Annotated in this window: 13 protein-coding genes and 1 tRNA gene; 10 read left to right on the top strand and 4 right to left on the bottom strand. The window is 70.0% G+C overall.

Going from position 1 to position 21,878, the window contains the following annotated elements:
- Positions 1 to 8 precede the first annotated feature (8 nt).
- From RIC31_RS10400 to RIC31_RS10385, 4 genes are read left to right on the top strand one after another with little or no spacing between them, the layout of a single operon-like run.
- Complete coding sequence (locus tag RIC31_RS10400; RefSeq protein WP_350106245.1) at positions 9 to 653, top strand: TRAP transporter small permease subunit; 645 nt, start codon at positions 9 to 11, stop codon at positions 651 to 653.
- A complete protein-coding gene (locus RIC31_RS10395; protein ID WP_350106242.1) occupies positions 650 to 2,071 on the top strand; it encodes a TRAP transporter large permease in 1,422 nt (473 codons plus the stop codon). The genes RIC31_RS10400 and RIC31_RS10395 overlap by 4 nt, the downstream gene beginning before the upstream one ends.
- A complete protein-coding gene (locus tag RIC31_RS10390; protein WP_350106239.1) occupies positions 2,061 to 3,413 on the top strand; it encodes an amidase in 1,353 nt (450 codons plus the stop codon). Before RIC31_RS10395 ends, RIC31_RS10390 begins: the two co-directional genes overlap by 11 nt.
- A 31-nt stretch (positions 3,414 to 3,444) precedes the next feature.
- A complete protein-coding gene (locus RIC31_RS10385; protein WP_350106236.1) occupies positions 3,445 to 3,618 on the top strand; it encodes a hypothetical protein in 174 nt (57 codons plus the stop codon).
- On the opposite strand, the gene RIC31_RS10380 is transcribed toward RIC31_RS10385, so the two are convergent.
- Both RIC31_RS10380 and RIC31_RS10375 read right to left on the bottom strand, forming a co-directional pair.
- Entirely contained in the window at positions 3,615 to 10,142 is a 6,528-nt protein-coding gene (locus RIC31_RS10380) for a DUF4347 domain-containing protein (protein ID WP_350106233.1), read from the bottom strand. The genes RIC31_RS10385 and RIC31_RS10380 overlap by 4 nt on opposite strands.
- 369 nt (positions 10,143 to 10,511) lie before the next feature.
- The gene (locus tag RIC31_RS10375; RefSeq protein ID WP_350106228.1) at positions 10,512 to 11,234 is read right to left on the bottom strand and encodes a phage tail protein; all 723 of its coding nucleotides are present in this window, start codon (positions 11,232 to 11,234) and stop codon (positions 10,512 to 10,514) included.
- Between the two features lie 292 nt (positions 11,235 to 11,526).
- Between RIC31_RS10375 and RIC31_RS10370 the strand changes: the two genes are divergently transcribed.
- The 4 genes from RIC31_RS10370 to RIC31_RS10355 all read left to right on the top strand — a co-directional run bounded on the left by RIC31_RS10370 (position 11,527) and on the right by RIC31_RS10355 (position 17,872).
- Positions 11,527 to 12,432: a polysaccharide deacetylase family protein gene (locus RIC31_RS10370; protein WP_350106225.1), complete on the top strand. Its 906-nt coding sequence runs from the start codon at positions 11,527 to 11,529 to the stop codon at positions 12,430 to 12,432.
- A 117-nt stretch (positions 12,433 to 12,549) separates the two neighbouring features.
- Positions 12,550 to 14,592, top strand: a complete 2,043-nt coding sequence (locus tag RIC31_RS10365; RefSeq protein ID WP_350106222.1) for a hydantoinase/oxoprolinase family protein — start codon at positions 12,550 to 12,552, stop codon at positions 14,590 to 14,592.
- Between the two features lie 3 nt (positions 14,593 to 14,595).
- Positions 14,596 to 16,590, top strand: coding sequence for a hydantoinase B/oxoprolinase family protein (locus RIC31_RS10360; RefSeq protein ID WP_350106219.1), 1,995 nt, complete (start codon positions 14,596 to 14,598; stop codon positions 16,588 to 16,590).
- Between the two features lie 61 nt (positions 16,591 to 16,651).
- Positions 16,652 to 17,872: an MFS transporter gene (locus RIC31_RS10355; protein WP_350106217.1), complete on the top strand. Its 1,221-nt coding sequence runs from the start codon at positions 16,652 to 16,654 to the stop codon at positions 17,870 to 17,872.
- 55 nt (positions 17,873 to 17,927) lie between these two features.
- Here RIC31_RS10355 and RIC31_RS10350 read toward each other — a convergent pair.
- Positions 17,928 to 18,002: transfer RNA gene (locus tag RIC31_RS10350), tRNA-Val, on the bottom strand.
- Between the two features lie 267 nt (positions 18,003 to 18,269).
- Here RIC31_RS10350 and RIC31_RS10345 point away from each other — a divergent pair.
- Entirely contained in the window at positions 18,270 to 19,244 is a 975-nt protein-coding gene (locus RIC31_RS10345; RefSeq protein ID WP_350106214.1) for an N-formylglutamate amidohydrolase, read from the top strand.
- Positions 19,245 to 19,304: 60 nt separating this feature from the next.
- Positions 19,305 to 20,168, top strand: a complete 864-nt coding sequence (locus tag RIC31_RS10340; RefSeq protein WP_350106211.1) for a lysozyme family protein — start codon at positions 19,305 to 19,307, stop codon at positions 20,166 to 20,168.
- Positions 20,169 to 20,332: 164 nt separating this feature from the next.
- Here RIC31_RS10340 and betB read toward each other — a convergent pair whose 3' ends face one another.
- On the bottom strand, positions 20,333 to 21,829 hold the full coding sequence (gene betB, locus RIC31_RS10335) for a betaine-aldehyde dehydrogenase (protein WP_350106208.1): 1,497 nt from the start codon (positions 21,827 to 21,829) through the stop codon (positions 20,333 to 20,335).
- Between the last annotated feature and the right edge of the window lie 49 nt (positions 21,830 to 21,878).

Below are 21,878 nucleotides of genomic sequence, written 5' to 3'. Positions count from 1 at the left end.
AGAGCGCGATGATCCGCTGCATAATGTTCGCCGACCGGCTGTCCGCCTGGTTCGGCAAGGCATTCGCCTGGACGATCCTGGTGATGACCTTCGGCGTGGCCTACGAGGTGTTCGTGCGCTACGTGCTGAACGCCCCGACCTCCTGGTCGCTCGACGTCTCGTTCATCATGTACGGCACCCTGTTCATGATGGGCGGGGCCTACACCCTGTCGCGCGGCGGCCATGTCCGCGGCGACTTCATCTACCGGCTGTGGTCGCCCCGCACCCAGGCCCGGGTCGAGCTGATCCTGTACTTCCTGTTCTTCTTCCCCGGGGTGCTGGCACTGGTCCTGGCCGGCTGGAAATATGCCGCCCGCTCGTGGCGCTACCTGGAGGTCAGCGTCAACAGCCCGGCCGGGATCCCGGTGTTCCAGCTGAAGTCGGTGATCGTGGTCGCCGGGCTGCTGCTGCTGATCCAGGGCATCGCCCAGGTCATGCGCTGCCTGCTGTGCATCCGGACCGGCGAATGGCTGCACGCCACCGACGACGTCGAGGAGACCGAGGTTCTGCTGACCCAGCGGTCGGTCCGCGACGTGCTGGAGCACGGCTCCGAGACGATCGACATCGTCCGACCCTCCGACACCGGCGGCGGCCGGGACGGCAGGCGGCCATGACCGATCCGCAAGTCGCCCTGTTCATGCTGGGCATCTTCATCCTGGTGATCTTCCTGGGCTTCCCGATCGCCTTCACCCTGATGGCGATGGGCATCAGCTTCGGCTACTTCGCCTATTTCGACGCCCCGCGGATGTGGCGCGCCTACAACCGGGCGGTCGAGGGCGGCGCCGACGGCTGGACCCAGTTCGAGACCTGGATCGACGGCTTCTTCAACAACCGGATCTTCGACCTGTTCATCAACCAGACCTATTCGGTGATGACCAACGAGGTCCTGACGGCGGTGCCGCTGTTCCTGTTCATGGGCTATGTGGTCGAGCGCGCCAACATCGTCTCGCGGCTGTTCACCACCCTGAACATCGCGGCGCGGCGGATCCCCGGCTCGATGGCGGTGGCGGCCCTGATCACCTGCACGCTGTTCGCCACCGCCACCGGCATCGTCGGGGCGGTGGTCACGCTGATGGGGCTGCTGGCCCTGCCGGCCATGCTGAAGGCCCGCTACGACAACAGCTTCGCGTCCGGCATCATCTGCGCCGGCGGGACCCTCGGGATCCTGATCCCACCGTCGATCATGCTGATCGTCTACGCCGCCTCGTCCGGCGTCTCGATCGTCCAGCTCTACGCCGGTGCCCTGTTCCCGGGCCTGCTGCTGTCCGGCCTCTACCTGGTCTACGTCGTCGGGCGCGCCATGGTGCAGCCCTCAGTCGCGCCGAAGCCGACCCGCGAAGAGGTGCCCGACCTGCCGGTCGGCCAGCTGACGGTCATGCTGCTGACCTCGTTCTTCCCGCTGGCGGTGCTGATCCTGGCGGTGCTCGGCGCCATCCTGTTCGGGCTGGCCACCCCGACCGAGGCGGCCTCGATCGGCGCGCTCGGCGGGCTGGTGCTGGCGGTGTCGTACCGGGCGCTGACCTGGGGCCGGCTGCGCGAGTCGGTCTATCTCACGGTGCGCACCACCGCCATGGTCTGCTGGCTGTTCGTCGGGTCCTGGACCTTCTCCTCGGTGTTCTCCTATCTGGGCGGCGAGCAGGTCATCAACACCTTCGTGACCGGCCTCGACCTCACGCCGCTGCAGTTCCTGATCATGGCCCAGCTGATCATCTTCCTGCTCGGCTGGCCGCTGGAATGGTCGGAGATCATCATCATCTTCGTGCCGATCTTCCTGCCGCTGCTGCCGCATTTCGGGATCGACCCGCTGTTCTTCGGGATCCTGGTCGCGCTCAACCTGCAGACCTCGTTCCTGACCCCGCCGATGGCGATGTCGGCCTACTACCTCAAGGGCATCGCCCCGCCGCACGTGCAGCTGATCCAGATCTTCAAGGGCTGCATGCCGTTCCTGGCCATGGTGTTCGTCGCCATGGCGGTGCTGTACCTCCAGCCGCAGATCGCCCTGTGGCTGCCGGGCATGATCTATGGCCGCTGACCCGCCGGCCGACCCGATCCTCGGGCTCGAGACGGTCGCGCTGCGCGACCGACTGGCCGGCGGTGCCCTGCGCGCCGCCGAGCTGGTCGACGCCTGCCTGGACCGGATCGCCCGGCGCGATACCGAGGTCGGCGCGTGGGCCCGGCTCGACGCCGACTATGCGCGGCGCCAGGCCCGGGCGCTCGACGACCACCGCGCCCGGGGACGCCCCGTCGGTCCGCTGCACGGCCTGCCGGTCGGGCTCAAGGACATCATCGACACCGCCGGCATGGCGACCGAGAACGGCACCGTCGTCGACGCCGGCCGAGTGCCCGACGCCGACGCCTTCGTGGTGCGCCGGCTCCGGCAGGCCGGCGCGATCGTCCTCGGCAAGACCGTCACCACCGAGCTGGCGTTCCGCCATCCCGGCGCCACCCGCAACCCGCACGACCCGTCGCGAACGCCCGGCGGATCGTCGTCCGGATCGGCCGCCGCCGTGGCCGACCGGCAGGTCCCGCTGGCGATCGGCACCCAGACCGTCGGCTCGGTGATCCGGCCGGCCTCGTACTGCGGCGTCGTCGGCTTCAAGCCCAGCTTCGGGGCGATCCCGCGGTCGGGGATCTTGGCCCAGGCGCCGACGCTCGACACCGTGGGCGTGTTCGCCGGCGACCTCGCGGGTGCCGCGCTGCTGGCCGACTGCCTGTTCGGGCACGACGCCGCCGACCCGGCCACCCGGCTGGCGCCGGCCCCCGGCCTGGTGCCCTGCGCCGGCGCCGTACCGCCGGTCCGCCCGACCCTCGCCTTCGTCCGTCAGCCGGCCTGGGACACCGCCGACGACGTCACCCGCGACGGTTTCGCCGAGCTGCGCGACGCGCTCGGCGAGGCCTGCGACGAGGTCGATCTGTCGGCGCCGTTCGCCGAGGCCGGCCGGCTGTGCGAACTGGTCCAGCTGGCCGAGATGGCGAAGTCGTATCATCGCTACGACCGGCACGCGCGGGACCGGCTGAGCCCGGCCCTATGCGACGCGATCGACGAAGGTCGCCGGATCCTGGCGCATGACTATCTCGCCGCGCGCGACTGGCCGGGCGTGCTCAATGCCGGGCTGGAGGCGGTGTTCGGCCGCTACGACGCGATCGTCACCCCGGCCGCCCCGGGACCGGCGCCGGCCGGCCTGGAGTCGACGGGCAACCCGGCCTTCAACGGCCTGTGGACATTCTGCGGCCTGCCGGCCGTCGCCGTGCCGCTGCTGCAGTCGGAAGACGGCCTGCCGATCGGCGTGCAACTGGTCGGCCGCCACGGTGACGACGGCCGGCTGCTGCGAACCGCGGCCTGGCTGACGGGATTTCTGTCCGCCCCGGCGTGACCGGGGAACGCGGGAGAGCAAGGGAGGCAACATGCTCGACAGGACCATCGGCCTCAGCGCCCTGGCACTGCTGATCGGCTTCATGGCGATCCTGATCGGCTTCGTGCCGCACCCCGACCTGATCGCCGTGATCGTCGTGGTGGTCCTGATGGCCGGCTACGACTTCTACCGGTCGCTGTTCGCCGGCCGGGACGGTCGGCGCTAGGCAAACAGGAACCAGCCCGACTGCAGGTCGCTGGCGGTGACCCCGTTCAGCGTGAGCGTATTGCCGCCCCCAAGGGCGATCTCGACGTTGCCGCCGGCGTCGGTCGTTGCCGCCGCCTGCAGTTCGGCGAAGGTGTCGATCGACGTGCCGTTGGCGTTGGCCGTGATCTGCACCCGGTCGCCGGACGCGCCGTCGAAGTCGGCCACCACGTCGACCCCGTTGCTTTTCTCCATGACGATCAGGTCGGCGCCGTCGCCGCCGGATATCGTGTCGTTGCCCAGGTTGCCGTACAGCGTGTCGTTGCCGAGGCCGCCGATCAGCAGGTCGTTGTCCTGGCCGCCGAACAGCGCGTCGTTGCCCTGGCCGCCGAACAGGGTGTCGGCGGCGAGGTTCCCGTACAGGAAGTCGTCGGCGAGGTTGCCGTACAGCAGGTCCGAGTCCTGGCCGCCATACACCGTGTCGGCATCCTGGCCGCCATACAGGGTGTCGTCCTGCTGGTTGCCGTACAGCAGGTCGTCCTGCTGGTTGCCGTAGACCACGTCGGCCTCGGTGCCGCCCCACAGCGAGTCGGCACCGGTGCCGCCGAGCACGGTGTCGGTGCCGCCGTCGCCGAACAGGCTGTCGTTGCCGCCGCCCGAACCGATGGTGTCGGCGCCGTCGCCGCCGTACAGGGTGTCGTTGCCCTCGCCCAGCGAGATGAACTGCGCGTTGTCGTCGCCGGTCGCGTAGTTGTCGCCCGACCCGCCGGTCACCGTGGCGTTGCCGATGATCGAGGCGAACTCGATGTTGTCGAGCTGCAGGGTCTTGCCGCTGATCGACCGCATGTCGATCACGAAGGCCTCCGACTGGCTGCCCCCGGTGGTGCCGATGATCACGATCGGGTCGTCGGTGGTGATCCCGGAGGTTTGGGTCGGGATGATCGTGCGGACATCCAGCGTGGAGGTCGTCGCCAGGTTGTTCAGGAAGGTCTGGGCGTTGCCGACGAGGCCGGGCTCACCGGTCGAGCCGCGGGTCTGGATCGCGGTGATCAGGGTATCGATCGCGCTCTGGCCGGACTGGGCGGTGGCCGGCCCCTCGGAGCTGATGCTGACCGCCGGCGGCAGGGACGCCGTGACGATGTTGCCGTTGTTGCCGGTGTTCTCGACGATCGCCGCACTGCCCGGCGTGGTGCCGTTGTTGGTGATCGTGCGGGCGCCGCCGGTGGTGTTGGTGTTCGAGGTGTCGTTGACGACCAGGGTGCCGCCACCACCGCCACCGCTGTCTCCGCCACCGCTGCTGGGCGGCGCCACCAGCGTGATGGTGGTATTGCCGCCGGAGAGGGCCGCGCTGAAGGTCCCGCTGGCGGAGGTGATCCCGGTCAGCGTGGTCGCGACAGCGCCGCTGATGTCGATCGATGCGCTGGCCGCCGTACCGTTCAGGTTGGTCAGGTCGGCCCCGACGACCACGATGGAGTCGCCGACCGCGAAGTCGGAGATCGTGTCGCCGTTGAAGTCCGACGCGGAGCCGCTGAAGGTGTCGCTGCCGGCGCCGCCCGCCAGGGTGTCGAGCCCGGATCCGCCCGACACCACGTCGGCGCCGGCCCCGCCGGACACCACGTCGTCGCCGTTGCCGCCGATCACCGTATCGGCATCGGCGCCGCCGTCGATGGTGTCGGCGCCGGCGCTGCCGGTGACCGCCTGGCTGCCGGCCGAGCCGGTGATCGCGAAGTGGTCCTGGCCGCTGTCGCCGGCGGTCAGGGTCTTCCCGGCCGCCTGGGCCGCCGTCATGGTGATGGTCTGGGCGCCGGCGTCGGCCGCGGTGGCGATGGTTTCGATGGCGCCGACACTGCCGCCGGCAATCGATCCCGTCGTGGTGAGCGTCACCGTCTCGGTGCCGGCCGCGGTGGTGGTGCCGGTGAACCCGTTCAGCTGCGCCGCCGTCATGGTGACCGAGGCGCCGCTCTCCAGCGTCAGGTTCTCGAAGTTGCTGACCGTGGCACCGGCGATGTTGTCGCCGGTGTCCAGCACCAGGGTGTCCGACCCGCCGGTGCCGCCGTTCAGGGTGCCGGTCAGGGTGTCGATCGACGACGAGGACTGCACCGTCTGGTCGGCGCCGTCGCTGCCGGTAACGTTCTGGCCGGCCGCCCCGAGCGTGAAGGTGTAGGCGCCGTTCAGATTGTAGGTCTCGATGTCGGCGTCGCCGGTGACGTTGCCGTCGCCGTTCAGCGTGGTCAGCGTGATGACCTCGGTGCCGGTGTTGCCGTTGATCGTCGTGAAGCCGTCGTGCTGGCTCTCCGACATCGTCGCGGTCGCGTTCGACGCCAGGGTCAGGGTCTCGAAGTTGCTGAACGCGAACCCGGCCGTCGTCAGGTCGCTGCCGTCGGCCAGGATGATGGTGTCGGTACCGGCGCCGCCGTTCGCCACCGAGGTGCCGGTGATGTGGGCGGAACTGGCAACGGTCAGCGTGTCGTCGGTCGCCCCGAAGGTGGACGCCGGCGTCAGGTTGGTGCCGTTGGTGGTGTTGAACCCGGCGGCGTTGGTGGTCGCCGAGACGCTGGCGCTGCCCAGGGTGATCAGGGTGTTGGCACCGGAATCGGCGACCGAGGCGATGTTCAGCGTGCTGCTGAGGTTGCTGACGGTGCCGATCGTCACTTCCGGCGACGCGAAGGTCGTCGCGTTGGTGTCGATCTCCAGGTTGGTGCCGTTGAACCGGACATTCGCGGTGCTGAGCCCGGTCACGCCGGTCAGCAGGATGGTCTCGCCCACCGCCAGGTCGGCGATGGTGTCGCCGTTCAGGTCGCTGACGCTGCCGGTGAACTGGTCGGTATCGGCTCCGCCTACGAGACTGTCCACCCCGGCGCCGCCGGCGATGGTATCGGCACCCGCGCCGCCGCTCAGCGTGTCGGCACCGGCGCTGCCGGTGATCGCCTGGGCGCCGGCCGAGCCGGTCACCACGAAGTGGTCGGAGCCGGCGTCGCCGGCGGTCAGGGTCTTGCCCGCCGCCTGGGCGGCGGTCAGCGTGATCGTCTGCGCCGAGGCGTCGGCCGCGGTGGCGATGGTCTCGATGGCGGCGAGGCTGGCGGCCGAGACGTCGCCGGTGCTGGTCAGGGTGACGGTCTCGGTGCCGGCGGCCGTCACCGTGCCGGTGAAGCCGGCGAGCTGGGCCGCCGTCATGGTGAACGAGCCGCCGGTCGCCAGGGTCAGGTTCTCGATGCCGCTGACGGTGGCGCCGGAGATGTTGGCGGTGTTGCCGATCGACAGGGTGTCGTTGACCGTGCCCTCGCCGGTCAGCGTGCCGGTCAGGGTCAGCGCGCCGGTATCGAAGGTCACCGCGTCGGTCGCCGAAGTCGCGCTGGCGCTGTGGCCGGCGTTGGTGATGGTGATCGTGCGCGCGTTGGTGCTGTCGTCGCCGACGATGTAGCTCTCGAGGTTCGCGACCGTCGAGAAGTTGCCGTCGCCCGACAGGGTCACGGTCTCGGTGCCGGCGGCCGTGATCGTCCCGGTGAAGCCCGCCAGCTGCGTCAAGGTCATGGTGACCGACGCATTGCCGGCCAGGGTCAGGTTCTCGACCCCCGAGATGGTGGCACCGGCGATGTTCGACCCGGTGGTCATCTGGATCGTGTCGGTGCCGGTCCCGCCCGACAGCGTGCCGGTGTAGGTCAGGCCCTGGAAGGTGATGGTGTCGTTGCCGGTCGAGCCGGTGATGTTCTGCGCGCCCCCGACCACGGTGCAGGCGTTGGCCACCCCGAGGACGTAGTTCTCGATCGCCGAGGCGGTCTGGAAACCGTTGGTGGCGGCGGAGAGCGTGATCGTCTCGGTGCCGGCCCCGGTAATGGAGGAGAACGCGTCGTGCTGCGCCTCCGTCATCGTCACCGACGCGCCGCTGGCCAGCGACAGGGTCTCGAAGCTGCTGATCGTGGCGCCGGCGATGTTGGCGCCGTCGCCGACCGACAGAATGTCGGTGCCGGTGCCGCCGCTCAGGGTCCCGGTCGGCGACAGCGTGCCGACGTTGATGGTGTCGTTGCCGGTCGACCCGGTGACGCTTTGGCCGGCCGCGCCCAGGGTGAAGCTGTTGGCCGTCGAGAGCTGGTAGATCTCGATGTCGGCGTCGCCGGTCAGCCCGTCGGTGGTCGACGAGATGACGATCTTGTTGGTGCCGGTGCCGCTGATGGTCGTGAACGCGTCGTGCTGCGCCTCGGTCATCGTCACCGTGGCGCCGCTGACGACGTCGACCGTGCCGATGGCGGCGATGGTGCCGCCGGCGATGTTGGCATTGTTGGCCAGCGACAGGGTGTCGCCGGTCGTGGCCTCGCCGGTCAGCGTGCCGGTGTAGGTGACGTTCTGGCTGACGCTGAAGGTGACCGCGTCGGAGGTCGAGGTCGCGCTGACGCCGTTCGTGGCGTTGGCGACCGTGACGGTCCGCGCATTGGTGCTGTCGTCGCCGACCGAGAAGGTCTCGACATTGGCCAGCGTCGTGAAGGCGCCGTCGCCGGTGACGTTGATGGTCTCGGTGCCGGCCGCCGTGATGGTGTTCCCGACGAACTGCGACACCTGGCCGGCGGTCATCGTCACCGAGGCGCCGCTCGTCAGTGTCAGGTTCTCGAAATTCGAGACCGTGGCGCCTGCGATGCTGCTGCCGGCGCCCATCTGCAGGGTGTCGGTGTCGCCGTTGCCGTTCAGGGTGCCGGTGGCCGTGAAGGTGCCGACGTTCACCGTGTCGGCGCCGCTGCTGCCGGTCAGGTTCTGGGCCGCCGCGCCCAAGGTGAAGCTGATGCCGCCGGTGCCGAGCACATAGGTCTCGACCGCCGAGTTGCCGGTGGTCGTCGTGTCGCCGCCGGTCGCCGAGAAGGTGATCTGCTCGGTGCCGGCCGCCGTCACCGTGCCGGTGAACGCGTCGTGCTGCGCCACCGTCATGGTGACCGACGCGCCGCTCTCCAGCGTCAGGTTCTCGAAGTTGCTGACCGTGGCGCCGGCGATGTTGTCGCCGGTGTCCAGCACCAGGGTGTCGGATCCGCCGGCGCCGCCGTTCAGCGTGCCGCTCAGGGTGTCGATCGAGGCGCTCGACTGCACCGTCTGGTTGGCGCCGTCGCTGCCGGTCACGTTCTGCCCGGCTGTCCCGATCGTGAAGGTATAGGCGCCGTTCAGGTTGTAGGTCTCGATGTTGGCACTGCCGGTGACGATGCCGTCACCGTTCACCGTCGTCAGCGTGATCGCCTCGGTGCCGGTGTTGCCGTTGATCGTCGTGAAGATCTCGTACTGGAACTCGCTCATCGAGACGGTGGCGTTCGCCGCCAGCGTCAAGGTCTCGAAGCCCGTCAGCGTGTTGAGGTTGCCGAAGTCGGCACCGTCGGGGGCGATGATCGTGTCGGTGCCGCCACCGCCGTTCGCCGTCGAGCCGGTCATGTGGGTGGCGTCGGCGATCGTCAGCGTCTCGTCGGCGCCGCTGAAGGTCAGGGCCGGGGTGAGGTTGGTGCCGTTGGTAGTGTTGAATCCGGCCGCCGTGGAGGTAGCGGCGGTCGGGGTGGCGTCGGCGAACACGAAGGTGTCGAAGCCGGGCGACCAGTTGGCGGTGCCGCCGGAATAGGTGACGGTGAAGCTGTTGACGCTGGTCCAGGTGCTGATCTGGGTCAGGGTGCCAAGGCCGCTCCCGGAAGCGACCGTGGTTCCGGTGTTCGCGGCCAGGTCGACGGCCGAGAACGAAATCGCCGTACCGGAGTCCGGTGTGAAGGTGTAGGTGCCGGAGTCCCGGTTGCTGACCTCGACGAACCGGAACGACGTGAGTCCGACAGCCTGGTTGAAGCTGAAGGTCATCGTCGTGGCGGACGTGATCTGATCGCTGTTGAGCAGCAGGAAATTGCCCGCCGTCCCCGCGAAGCCGCCGCCGGCCGCGACGTCGATGACGCGATCGCCGCCGGTGACCGTGTTCGCATCGATGCTGACCGTCAGCGTCACGCCGTTGTTCGTCGATGTCACGCTGGTGGCGCTCGACGCGTCCTCGAAGGCGATCGTGCCCGACGCCAGCAGCCCGGGATACGCCGCGCGGCCGGCCGCATCGAACGCGCACCCGGCATCGGCAAAGGCCGCCCAACTGCCGCCGAGCGCCGGATTACCGACCGGTACGTCGGAGGCGATGACGGAAACGCCCAGCACCGCCGTCAGCCCGGCGACGAGCCGCGCCCCGGAGGCCCCGGCCGCCACGGAGCATCCGTAGAGAATCATCTCGCCGCCGCCGGCGAGCGCGCCGCGCATCGCGGCCAGGATCGACGGGTGCGCAAGCAGCGCGTGACGATCGATGTCCCGGCCGGCCAGCCGCAGGCAGCCCGGTGCGCCATGCGACAGCACGTGCAGGCGGCGAACGCCGGTCGCACCGCCCAGCGCAGCGGCAATCTGCCCTAGCGGCTCAATGCCGCGGCGCAGCAGTACAACGGTAGTCGCCAAACCGAGCGACCGGAGGAGAATGTCGGCGTCGGCCACTTCCGAGTCGACGACGACAACCTCGCGGCACACCACCTGTCCGCGGGGATTACGCAGATGTTTTTCGCGCATCTAGTATCAGCCTTCCCCCATATCCCCCTTCACGCGACCGCGCCGGAGTGCCGATACGCGCTCGCGGGTCCGGCAACCGCGAATCAGCGCACGAACCATCTATAGATTGTATATATTATGCTGTATGTATAATAAGTATAATCTAATATCCAAAACACAATCACCCGAACCACTCAAATCACTCGAACCCAATCAACGAGAGCTTGCTTGCTATCTCCGGAAACCGTCAATTGTTAATTTGTGACAAAATTTGACGATATTCCTTCAAAGGTATGCTCGGCTGATGAAATCCGGCATCCCCCGCGTCGAGTCGGCAACGAATGAGGCGGCCGTGCGCTGGCATGGCCGCCTCATCCGTTCCGGTTCCCCTCAGCTGCGCGGCGGATAGATGCCCTCGGTTGCGATGCAGTAGGTGAGCGCCGTCACCGGGCTCACGATCGAGAACGGCCTCGACGTGCCGGTATTCCCGACCGTCACGGTCCCGCCGCCGCCCGTCACCTCGACGCCGGACAGCGTGACCGGGTTCCCGGTGCCGGTGCCGTAGAGATTTGCCGTGGCATTGGGCGCGAACGGATTCTCGCCGATCGTCTGCAGAAAACTGTTCTCCGCGCTGGGCGTCGGCGCCGCACCATTGCCGTCGAAGGCCGTGACCGACACGTCGCTCGCACCGAGCGGGGTGAACGTGGCCGTGTGGCTGTGCTCGGCCAGTTCGGCCTCGGTCAGGGTGTGGGTCTCCGCCCCGCGATACTGCCCCAGTTCATAAGGGGTCAGCCCCGGGCCGGTCCCCTGGCCGACCGGCGACCGGCCGCGCATGTCCGGTATCCCGAAGGTCGACCGGCAGTCTCCGCCCCAGGTGCAGCCGAGCAGCGAGAACAGCGCGTTGTTCTCCGAGATCGCCACGATCTGGCCGGACATCGACATGTACCCGCGCGGGCAGAAGCTGATCGCCGTCACGCAGACCGACCCCAGATAGACACTGTCCCCAGGACCGCAACTCGCCCGAGCCTCGGAAACCGGCAGCGACAGCATCGCCGCCACGCCGCACAGCTTGAGCGTCTTCGAGACTGTCCGGCTCAAGAATGAGTCATGCATTCCTTCCTCCCCAACAACATGATTTTCATCGCATAGATTGCATCGCACTGTGCCGTTGACGCTAGAAAAATATTCAATAAATTACAATTTATGGAGGCGTACGAGGCTCTGGCACTCCGCTCTCGTCGAATGTCATATCGACACCCGCATCACTTCACGCGATCGACCGGCTGAAGGGCCTTGCGGGCAGGGCACGGCCCGTGCCGACGCGGCAGGCCCGCCGCGCCGATAGACCTCGGGGGCGATAAGAGGCGAGAATGGGAGGTTCGCAACGCATCGAGGAACGCGCCCGATGTCGACCCCCGAGTCCGCCTCCGAAGACCATCCGTGGCAGTGGGAAGAGGCGCGCTGGCGGCGGGTCGTCGACAAGGTGCGTGCCGGTCGCTCCCTGAAGCCGAAGCATTGGAAGGACGGCAACCGGGTCGCGGTGGCGATCTCCTTCGACTCCGACCACGAGACCAGCACGCTGCGCTGGGGGGACACTTCGCCCGGCAAGCTGTCCCAGGGACAGTACGGCGCACGGGCCGCGATCCCGCGGATCCGCGCGATCCTCTCGCGCTACGGCGTCCCGGCGACCTTCTTCGTCCCGGCCGTGGTCGCCATGCTGCATCCGGACGAGCAGCGGGCCCTGGTCGGCGAGGGCCACGAGATCGGCATCCACAGCTGGATCCACGAGCTGAACAGCAGCCTGCCGCCGGCCGACGAGCGCGAGCTTCAGATGCGGGCCGCCGACACGCTGGAGAAGATCACCGGCACCCGCCCGGTCGGGATCCGCACGCCGTCCTGGGACTTCAGCCAGCACACCCTGGCGATCACCCGGGAGATGGGGCTGCTCTACGACTCGTCGCTGATGGCCGACGACGAGCCCTACGAGCTGCTGGAGGACGGCGAGCCGACCGGCGTCGTGGAATTGCCGGTCGAATGGATCCGCGACGACGCGGTGTATTTCAACATGGACCGGTTCTCGGCCCTGCGCCCCTACACCCCGCCGTCCGCGGTGCTGGAGATCTTCAAGGCGGAGTTCGACGGCGCCCATGAGGAGGGCGGCCTGTTCCTGCTGACCATGCACCCGCACATCAGCGGCCACCGCTCGCGGATCCGCATCCTCGACGAGCTGATCCGCTACATCCGCTCGCATTCCGGCGTGTGGTTCGCGACCCATGCCGACGTGGCTCGGTACTGCAAGGACAACGCCTGAGGGGACGGTGGTCCGGCGGTCCTCGCCGGGTGGGTTCGGAGCCGTTCAAGCCAGCATCGCCGAACAGATCGGGTCGCTTAACCAGGCCGGCGCCGCCCGGCGCAGAGAGGGTTGAACATGGGCTATCGGATCGGCGTCGACATCGGCGGCACGTTCACCGATTTCTGCGTCTTCGACGAGCGGACCCGCGAACTGCAGACCCTCAAGGTGCTGTCGACGCCCGATCGGCCGGGCGCCGAGATGCTCGACGGCCTGGCCGAGCTGCAGCGCCGATACGGCGTCTCGGCCGGGGCGGTGTCGTATTTCACCCACGGCACCACGGTCGGCGTGAACACCGTCATCCAGCGCCGCGGTGTCAACCTCTGCCTGATCACCACCGCCGAGTTCGAGGACGTGCTCGAGGTGGCGCGCCTTAAGATGCCGGACCCCTACGACCTGTTCTCCCGGCGGCCGGCCCCGCTGGTCCCGCGCGAGAAGGTGTTCGGCGTGGCCGAGCGGGTGCTGGCCGACGGCACCGTCGAGCGCGAGGTCGACGAGGCCAGCGTCCTGCGGGCTCTCGACGGCATCCGGGCGGCCGGCGGCGAGGCGGTCGTGGTCGCCCTGCTGCACGCCTATCGCACGCCCGGCAACGAAGACCGGGTCCGCGAGATCCTGAACCGCGAGGCGCCCGACCTCGCGGTGATCTGCTCGAGCCGGGTCTGGCCGGTGATCCGCGAGTACGAGCGGACGGTCACCTCGGTGGTGGCCGGCTATGTCCAGCCGCGGGTCGCCCGCTACCTGGACTCCCTGCAGAAGGCCCTGGCGGAAGCCGGGGTGCCGGCCGAGCCGATGATCACCAAGTCGAACGGCGGGGTGATGAGCGCCGAGCTCGGCAAGACCGAATGCGTGCAGATGCTGCTGTCCGGCACCGCGTCCGGGGTGATCGGGGCCAGCCACGTCGCCCGCCTGACCGGCTCGCGCAATACCATGAGCTTCGACGTCGGCGGCACCAGCGCCGACGTCGCCGTCATCATGGATGGCGAGCCGCAATACGGCGTCGGCGAGATGATCGGCGAGTTCCCGATCTACGTCCCGACCGTCTCGGTCACCTCGATCGGCGAGGGCGGCGGCTCGATCGCCTGGGTCGACCGGCTGGGGGTGCTGAAGGTCGGGCCGGAGAGCGCCGGCTCGGTGCCGGGCCCGGCCTGCTACGGCCGCGGCGGCGAGCGGCCGACCATCACCGACGCCTTCGTGGTCTGCGGCTTCCTCGGCGCCGCCGAGCTCGGCTACAGCGCGGTGCGGATGGACGCGTCGCTGGCCGAGAAGGCGATCGCCACGGTCGCCGGGCCGCTCGGCAAGAGCGTTCGCGAGACCGCCGAGTCGATCATCAGGATCGCGATCTCCGGCATGTATCTGGAGATCAGCAAGCTGGTGTCGCGCTACGGCGTCGACCCCCGCGACTTCTCGCTGCTGGCGTTCGGCGGCGCCGGCCCGATGACCGCCTGCTTCCTGGCCCGCGAACTCGGCATGAAGCGGCTGGTCGTGCCGCTGACGCCGGGCGTGCTCAGCGCCTTCGGCGGCCTGATCGCCGACGTGAAGAACGACTTCATCAGGACCGTGTTCGCCGACCTGGAGCCGGCCGCCGCCGCGGCGCTGCGCGAGACCTTCCGCGAGTTGGCCGGGCGCGCCACCCACTGGCTGCGCGAGCAGCAGGGCTTCACTGGCGAGGCCCGCTACATCTACTCCGCCGACATGCGCTACCGTGGCCAGTCCTTCGAGATCGAGACGCTGCTGGAGCACGACTGGATCGAGACCGGCGACGTCGCGGCCATGGCCGAGGCGTTCCACCGCGCACACGAGCAGCTCTACGAGCACGCCGACCCCGAGGCCCCGATCCAGGTGATCAACCAGCGGCTGGTGGTGGCCGGCTCGTCGCCGAAGCCGCAGGTCGCCGAGATCGAGGCCGCGGCCGAGCCGCCCGAGCCGCTCGACCGGATGCCGGTCTACTACGACGGGCGGCACCACGAGGCCGCCCTGTACCGCCGCGCCGAGCTGCGGGCCGGGCAACGCTTTGCCGGGCCGGCGGTGGTCCTGCAGGACGACTGCACCACCTGCGTGCTCGGCGGCTTCGTCGCCGAGGTCGATTCCTACGGCAACCTGATCCTGACGGCGGAGGGCTGAGCCATGGCGATCGATCCCGTCACCCTGGAGATCCTGAAGAACCACTGCCGGGCCGCCGCCGAGAGCATGGCCTTCACCCTGTACCGCACCGCGCACTCGACCTTCGTGAAGGAGACCGAGGACTTCACCACCGGCCTGACGACGCCGGAGGGGCTGACCTTCGCCACCCCGACCGAGCTCGGCGCGACCTGGTTCGTCGGCCTGAACTACGGGAACGTCATCAAGGCGATCGACCACTACGACGAGGGCGACATCGGGATGACGAACGACCCGTACAGCGGGTACGTCTGCACCCACTCGCCCGACATGCACATCTGGAAGCCGGTGTTCCACGACGGCGAGATCGTCTGCTTCGTGGTCGGCCACATCCACAACACCGACGTCGGCGGCGCGGTGCCGGCCAGCCTGTCGCGCACCCTGTCCGAGGTGCACCAGGAGGGCATCCGGATCCCGCCGACCAAGATCGTCCGCCGGGGCGAGATCAACCAGGAGATCCTGAATGTCCTCCTCGCCAACGTCCGCATGCCCGAGCAGAACTGGGGCGACCTGAAGGCCCAGATCGCCTCGGTGAACACCGGCGAGCGCCGGGTCCACGAGATGATCGCGAAATTCGGCGTCGAGACCTTCCGGGAGGGGATCGCGGGGCTGCTGGACTATGCCGAGGCGCAGGCCCGCGACATCGTGCGCGAGTTGCCGGACGGCCGCTATTTCTTCGCCGACTACCTGGACGAGGACGTGGCCGGCGGCTACCCGTGCCGGATCGCGCTCACCCTCGACATCCACGGCGACGGCTGCACCTTCGACTTCACCGGCAGCGACCCGCAGATCGAGGGCTCGGTGAACATGCCGACCGGCGGCGCCGAACGCCACGCCCTGATGATGGTCGGCCTGGTCTACGTGCTGTATTCGCTGAACCCGCGGCTGTTCCTGAACTCCGGGGTGTGCCGGGTATGCACCTGCATCATGCCGGACGGCACAATCGTGAACCCGCGGTTCCCGGCGGCGGTCGGGCTGCGCACCCTGTCGGTCCAGCGCCTGCAGGGCGTGATCATCGGCGCGTTCAGCCAGGCGGCGCAGGACCGGCTGCCGGCCGGCCCGGCAAGCGGCGGGCCGATCATGAACGTCAACACCATCGACAACCGGACCGGCCGCCGGGTGGTCGCCTCGATCGACCCGATCACCGGCGGCGCCGGCGGCAACCCGCGCGAGGACGGCACCGAGGGGTCGGGCGCCAACTCGTCCTTCCTGAAGAACACCCCGGTCGAGATCAACGAGGCCGAGGTGCCGATCAAGATCCTGCGCTACGGGCTGGCCCGGGATTCCGGCGGCCCCGGCAAGCATCGCGGCGGCATGGCCACCGAGCTGCGGTTCGAGGCCCAGGCGCCGAACACCCGGATCACCGCGCGCAACCGCGACCGCAGCCGCTTCACTTCCTGGGGCATGCTGGGCGGCCGGGCGGGATCGCAGTCGCGCTTCCTGCTGAACCCCGGTACCGACCGCGAGGAGAATCTCGGCAACACCGACATCCTGAAGATCGGACCCGGCGACGTGGTCCATATCGGCTCCGGCGGCGCCGGCGGCTGGGGCGACCCGCTGGAGCGCGACCCCGAGGCGGTGCTGACCGACGTGAAGCGGCACATGGTGTCGGCGGGCTCGGCGGAGCGCGACTACGGTGTCGTCATCGCCGGCGGGACGGTCGAAGCGGCCGCGACCGCGGTGCTGCGCGCCAGGCTGGCGGCCGGTCGGGCCGAAGGCGGGTTCTTCGACTTCGGGCCCGAGCGCACGGCCTATGAGGCGGTGTGGACCGCCGGCAACTACGCCGCCCTCACCGAGCTGCTGGCCGGGCTGCCGGTGCATTGGCGGTTCTTCGTCAAGCACCGGATCTTCGAGGCGGTCGACGCCCTGCCGCCGGAGCGACGGCGCGGCGACGGCTCGGAGGTGCGCGACGGCTACGCCCAGGTGGTCGGACGCTATCCGCAGCTCGCCGCGCTGCTGTAGGACAGGGCCATGCAGATCCCCTTCCGGACGGCGCCGGACTGTCGTGGCGGCGGGTGACCCCATGAGACGCCTGCCGCTCTGGATGACCGCGCTGGGCGCCGCCCTGCTGATGCAGACGTCCAGCGCCTTCCTGACCCGGCTGTTCCCGGTGATGGGACCGGTGCTGACCGACGCCGCCGGGGTGGCGCCGCAGGACATCGGCATCCTGGCGGCGGTCGGGTCGTTCGGGACCATGGCGTATCTCGTGGTCGGCGGCGACCTGCTGCCCCGCCTCGGCCCGGTGCGGACCCTGCAGCTGGGCGGGGTGATCGGCACCGTCGGCCTGCTCGCCGCCCTGGCCGGAAGCTGGGAGGCGCTGGTGCTCGCAGCCTTCCTGATCGGCGTCGGCTACGGCCCGTCGCCGCCCGCCGGCAGCGACATGCTGAACCGCCACGCGCCGGCCGACCGCCGCTCCCTGGTGTTCTCGATCAAGCAGTCGGGCGTGCCGCTGGGCGGGGCGATCGCCGGCGTGTTCGTCCCGGTGCTGCTGCTGGTCGGCGACTGGCGAACCGCCTGCGTCGCGGCCGCCGCCGCGGCCCTCGCCTCGGTCGCGCTGGTGCAGCCGGTCCGCCCGGCGATCGACGCCGACCGCGACCGGCATCATCCGCTGCGGCTGTCGAACGCGTTGCGCCCGCGCAGCCTGGCGCGGCCGTTCGCCGCCGTGGCCGCCAGCCGCGTCCTGCTCGCCACCACCTATGCCGGGTTCTGCTTCGCGATCGCCCAGGGCTGCCTGTTCGCGTTCTTCGTCACCTTCCTGGCGACCGGCCTCGGCCTGTCGCTGGCGCTGGCCGGGCTCGCCTTCGCGGTCATGCAGGTGGTCGGCGTGGTGGCGCGGGTCGCGGTCGGCTGGATCGCCGACAGCGTCGGCTCGGCGCGCGCCACCCTGCTGGTGCTGGCGGTCGCCTCGGCGCTGGTGACCGGGGTCGTCGCCGGCGTGACCGAGGCCTGGCCGACCTGGCTGATCGTGGTGCTGGCCGGCTGCTCCGGCTTCGCCTCGGCGAGCTGGAACGGGGTATATCTCGGCGAGATCGCGGCGCGCGCGCCCGACGGCCTGGTCGGCCAGGCGACCGCCGGCTCGACCTTCCTGACCTTCATCGGCTACGTGGCCGGCCCGATCGCGTTCGGCGCGGTGGTGACCGCGACCGACTCCTACCAGGTCGCCTTCGCGCTGGCCGCCGTGCTGCCGCTGACCGGTGCCGCCGCCCTGCTGTGCGCGCCGAAGGGCGACGGCACGGCGCCCTGAAGCTGCCGTCCCGGCTCGACCGGCAAGCCGCCGGTGGCTGACTGTCGGATTTGAATGGTGGGCGCGACAGGGATTGAACCTGTGACCCCTACGATGTCAACGTAGTGCTCTCCCGCTGAGCTACGCGCCCGCCGACGGCGCCGATCGGGAAGCCCCCGGAGGGGAATGCGGCGCCGCAAGGACGCTCCTCATAATGCCCTCCGCGGCGCAATGCAAGCCCGTGTCGCTCCGCCCCGCGCGGAAAATCCACCCGGCGCCGGCACCGGTCCGGGGTGCGCCGGGAGCGCGACGGGAACCGGTGACAGGGCGGCGGGATTGCTCTAAGTCAGAAGCCATGGACGAGGTTCTCGACCCTGGGCGAGAGACCGCCGGCGGCCTCCACGACCCGGGGCCGTCCGTGCCGCCGCCGCCCGCCCCCTGGACCGGCCGCGGGACCCCGTCGGCCACCCGATCGCCTGCGTCCAACCCGGCCGTCGGGACCCCGGCGGTCGCCACCCCGGCCTTCGACATGCCGGTGACGGTGCTCCGGCCGCCGCGCCAGACCCTGCCGGTGGTGGTGTCGTCGCCGCACAGCGGCCAGCGCTATCCCCAGGACCTGCTGTCGCGCACCGGGCTCGACCAGCTGACCCTGCGCTCCAGCGAGGACACCTTCGTCGACGAGCTGTTCGCGTCGGCCCCCGAGCTGGGCGCGCCGCTGGTGAAGGCCGAGTTCCCGCGGGTCTACGTCGACGCCAACCGCGAGGCCTTCGAGCTCGACCCGGCGATGTTCGACGACCCGCTGCCGGACTACGTCACCACCCAGAACGCCCGGATCGCCGCCGGCCTCGGCACGATCGCGCGGGTGGTCTCGAACGCCGCCCCGGTGTACCGCGGCAAGCTCAGCTTCGCCGACGCGCTGAGCCGCATCGAGACCTGCTGGCGGCCGTTCCACGCCGCGCTCGCCGAGACCATCGAGGCCACCCTCGACCGGTTCGGCTACTGCATCCTGATCGACGCCCATTCGATGCCGTCGAACGTGCTCGCCCTCGGCGCCGACGGCCGCGCCCATCCGGTCGCCGACGTGGTGCTGGGCGACTGCCACGGCGGCTCCTGCTCGACCGTGCTGGTGCAGCGCTGCGAGCGGGTGATGGCGCGCCAGGGCTACCGGGTGCACCGCAACGCCCCCTATGCCGGCGGCTTCGTGACCCGGCATTACGGCCGGCCGGAATCCGGCGTCCACGCGCTGCAGATCGAGCTGAAGCGCGGCCTCTACATGAACGAGCGGCGGTTCCAGCGCACCCCCGGCTTCGCCCGGGTCGCCGCCGACATGCGCCGGCTGATCGCGGTGATCGGCGGCTTCGATCCGCGCCGTCCCTGGGGCGACGCCGACTGACCGGCAGCGCATTTCCGGAATTGGCACGACGGTTGCTTCTCCTTCGGGCGGAGGTGACGCATGACCGTTCGAGTTCTGACCCGCATCCTGGTGCTGATCGCCCTGACCGCCATGGGAATGGCCGTCGGCGCCACCGTGGCGCTGTCGGCGCCGACCCACCGCAGCGCGCCGGCCACGCTGGAGGGGCACACCCTGTGCATCGAGGCGACGCGTGCCGCCGAGCGCAGCCAGCAGCTCGCACCGCACCTGCTGGGCGCGATCTCGCTGGCCGAGACCGGGCGCTGGGACCGGGCGCACCGGGCAAGCTTTGCCTGGCCGTGGACGGTGATGGCCGAGGGCCGCGGGCGATACCTGCCGAGCAAGGCGGCGGCGATCGCCGAGGTCATGAAGCTGCAGGCGCGCGGCGTGAAGAACATCGACGTCGGCTGCATGCAGGTTAACCTGCACTACCACGCCGACGCCTTCGACAACCTGAACGAGGCGTTCGACCCCGGGACCAACGCCAACTACGCCGCCGCCTTCCTGCGCGGCCTGAAGGACGAGGTCGGCACCTGGAAGGATGCCGTCGCCTACTACCATTCGCGCGACGACCAGCGCGGCGACGCCTACCAGGGCCGGGTCTACGACCTGTGGTACGGCCAGCGCACCAACCTGGTGACCGTGGCCGCCGGCTCGGCCGTCCCGGTCACCCCGGAAGCGGTCGCCGCCGACACCCGGCGCGCCGAGATGTCGCGCGACCGGGTCAGGCGCGCCGAGCAGTACCGGATGATCAAGGCGGCGCGCGCCGCCAACGCCGAGTTCCTGCGCAAGCAGCGCGCGATCATCGACGCCCGCAACGCCGCCGCCTTCGAGGCCCGCAAGGCCCAGGTCATGGCCGAGTGGGAGGAACTGAAGCGCAAGCGCGCCGCCCGGGCGGGCGGCTGAGGCCAGCGACAGGTGACGGAGCAGCGGGTGGGTCCCGGAGCCAGCCGCTCACGCGGCTTCTCCGGGATGACGGAATGGAGTGTCGGGTCATTTACCTCGTCATCCCGGAGAGTCCGCGTAGCGGGCGGCTCCGGGATCCACGAAGCGACGGGCGCCCCGGCCGACTACGTGAATGCCGTCGCCACGTCGCCGAGCTGCACGAACACCGACTTGCGCTGGGTGTAGTGCTCGATCGCCGCAAGACCGTTCTCGCGGCCGAGGCCCGACTGCTTGACGCCGCCGAACGGCATCTCGATCGGCGTCAGGTTGTAGTCGTTGACCCACACCGTCCCGGCCTCCAGCCGCGCCGCCACCCGGTGGGCGCGCGCCAGGTCGCGGGTGAACAGCCCGGCCGCCAGGCCGAACGGCGTGGCGTTGGCGCGCGCCACCGCCTCGTCCTCGTCGTCGAACACCAGCAGGGTCATCACCGGCCCGAAGATCTCCTCGCGCACGATGGACAGGGAGTCGTCCGGCGCCTCGAACACCGTCGGCGCCACGAACCAGCCGTCGGCGCAGGCGCCGTCGGTCACCCGGGCACCGCCGCACAGCAGCTTCGCCCCCTGTTTCAGCCCGCTGTCGACGAAGCCCAGCACCTTCTCCATGTGCTGTCGCGAGATCAATGCCCCGATGGTGGTCGCCGGGTCCATCGGGTCGCCGATCCGCATGCGCTGGATGCGCGGCATCATGGCGTCGACGAAGGCGTCGCGGATCCGGCGGTGCAGGAACACCCGGGTGCCGTTCGAGCAGATCTCGCCCTGGGTGTAGAAATTGGCGTTCAGCGCCGCCGACACCGCGTTGTCGATGTGGGCGTCCTCGAACACCAGCAGCGGCGACTTGCCGCCGAGCTCCATGGTGACGTGCTTGAGGGTGGCGGCGGCGGCGGCCATCGCCCGCTTGCCGGTCGGCACCGAGCCGGTCAGCGACACCTTGGCCACGTCCGGATGCCCGACCAGCGCCGCGCCGGTCTCGGCGGCACCCTGCACGATGTTGAACACCCCCGGCGGGGCGCCGGCCTCGGCCAGCGCCCTGGCCAGCTCGATCGCGGTCACCGGCGTGGCCTCGGACGGCTTGAACACCATGGTGTTGCCGCAGGCCAGCGCCGGCGCCGCCTTCCAGCAGGCGATCTGGATCGGGTAGTTCCAGGCGCCGATACCGGCGCACACGCCCAGCGGCTCGCGCCGGGTGTAGGCGAAGGCGCCGCCCCCGCCGGCACTGCCCCCGCCGCCGCCACCCAAATCGATATGCTCGCCGGCGATCGCCGGGGCCACGCCGGCGAAGAATTCCAGGCAGTCGGCGCCGGACGCCACGTCGACCGCCAGCGCCTCGCTGATCGGCTTGCCGGTGTCCAGCACTTCCAGCCGCGCGATCGCGTCGTTGCGCGACCGCAGGATCTGCGCCGCCCTGTGCAGGATCCGGCCGCGCTCGGCGCCGGTCATCCGCGACCAGGCCGGGAACGCGGCCTTGGCCGCGGCGACCGCGGCGTCGACGTCCTCGAGGCCGGCCTCCTGCACCTCGGCGAGCCGCTTGCCGGTGGCGGGATTGTCGGTGGCGAAGCGGCGGCCGGACCGGGCATCGGCCGGGCCGCCGTCGATCCACAGCGGGATGGTTTCGAGTGTCGTCATGACGGCCGTTCTACCGTCCGCGACGCATCCGGGAAAGGCCGGCGGTTCC

It is taken from the genome of Thalassobaculum sp. (genome assembly GCF_040219615.1).
In the GTDB taxonomy this organism is placed as follows: domain Bacteria; phylum Pseudomonadota; class Alphaproteobacteria; order Thalassobaculales; family Thalassobaculaceae; genus Thalassobaculum_A.
Note: the sequence above shows the minus strand (reverse complement) of the source record. Positions and strands in the feature narration are given on the sequence as shown.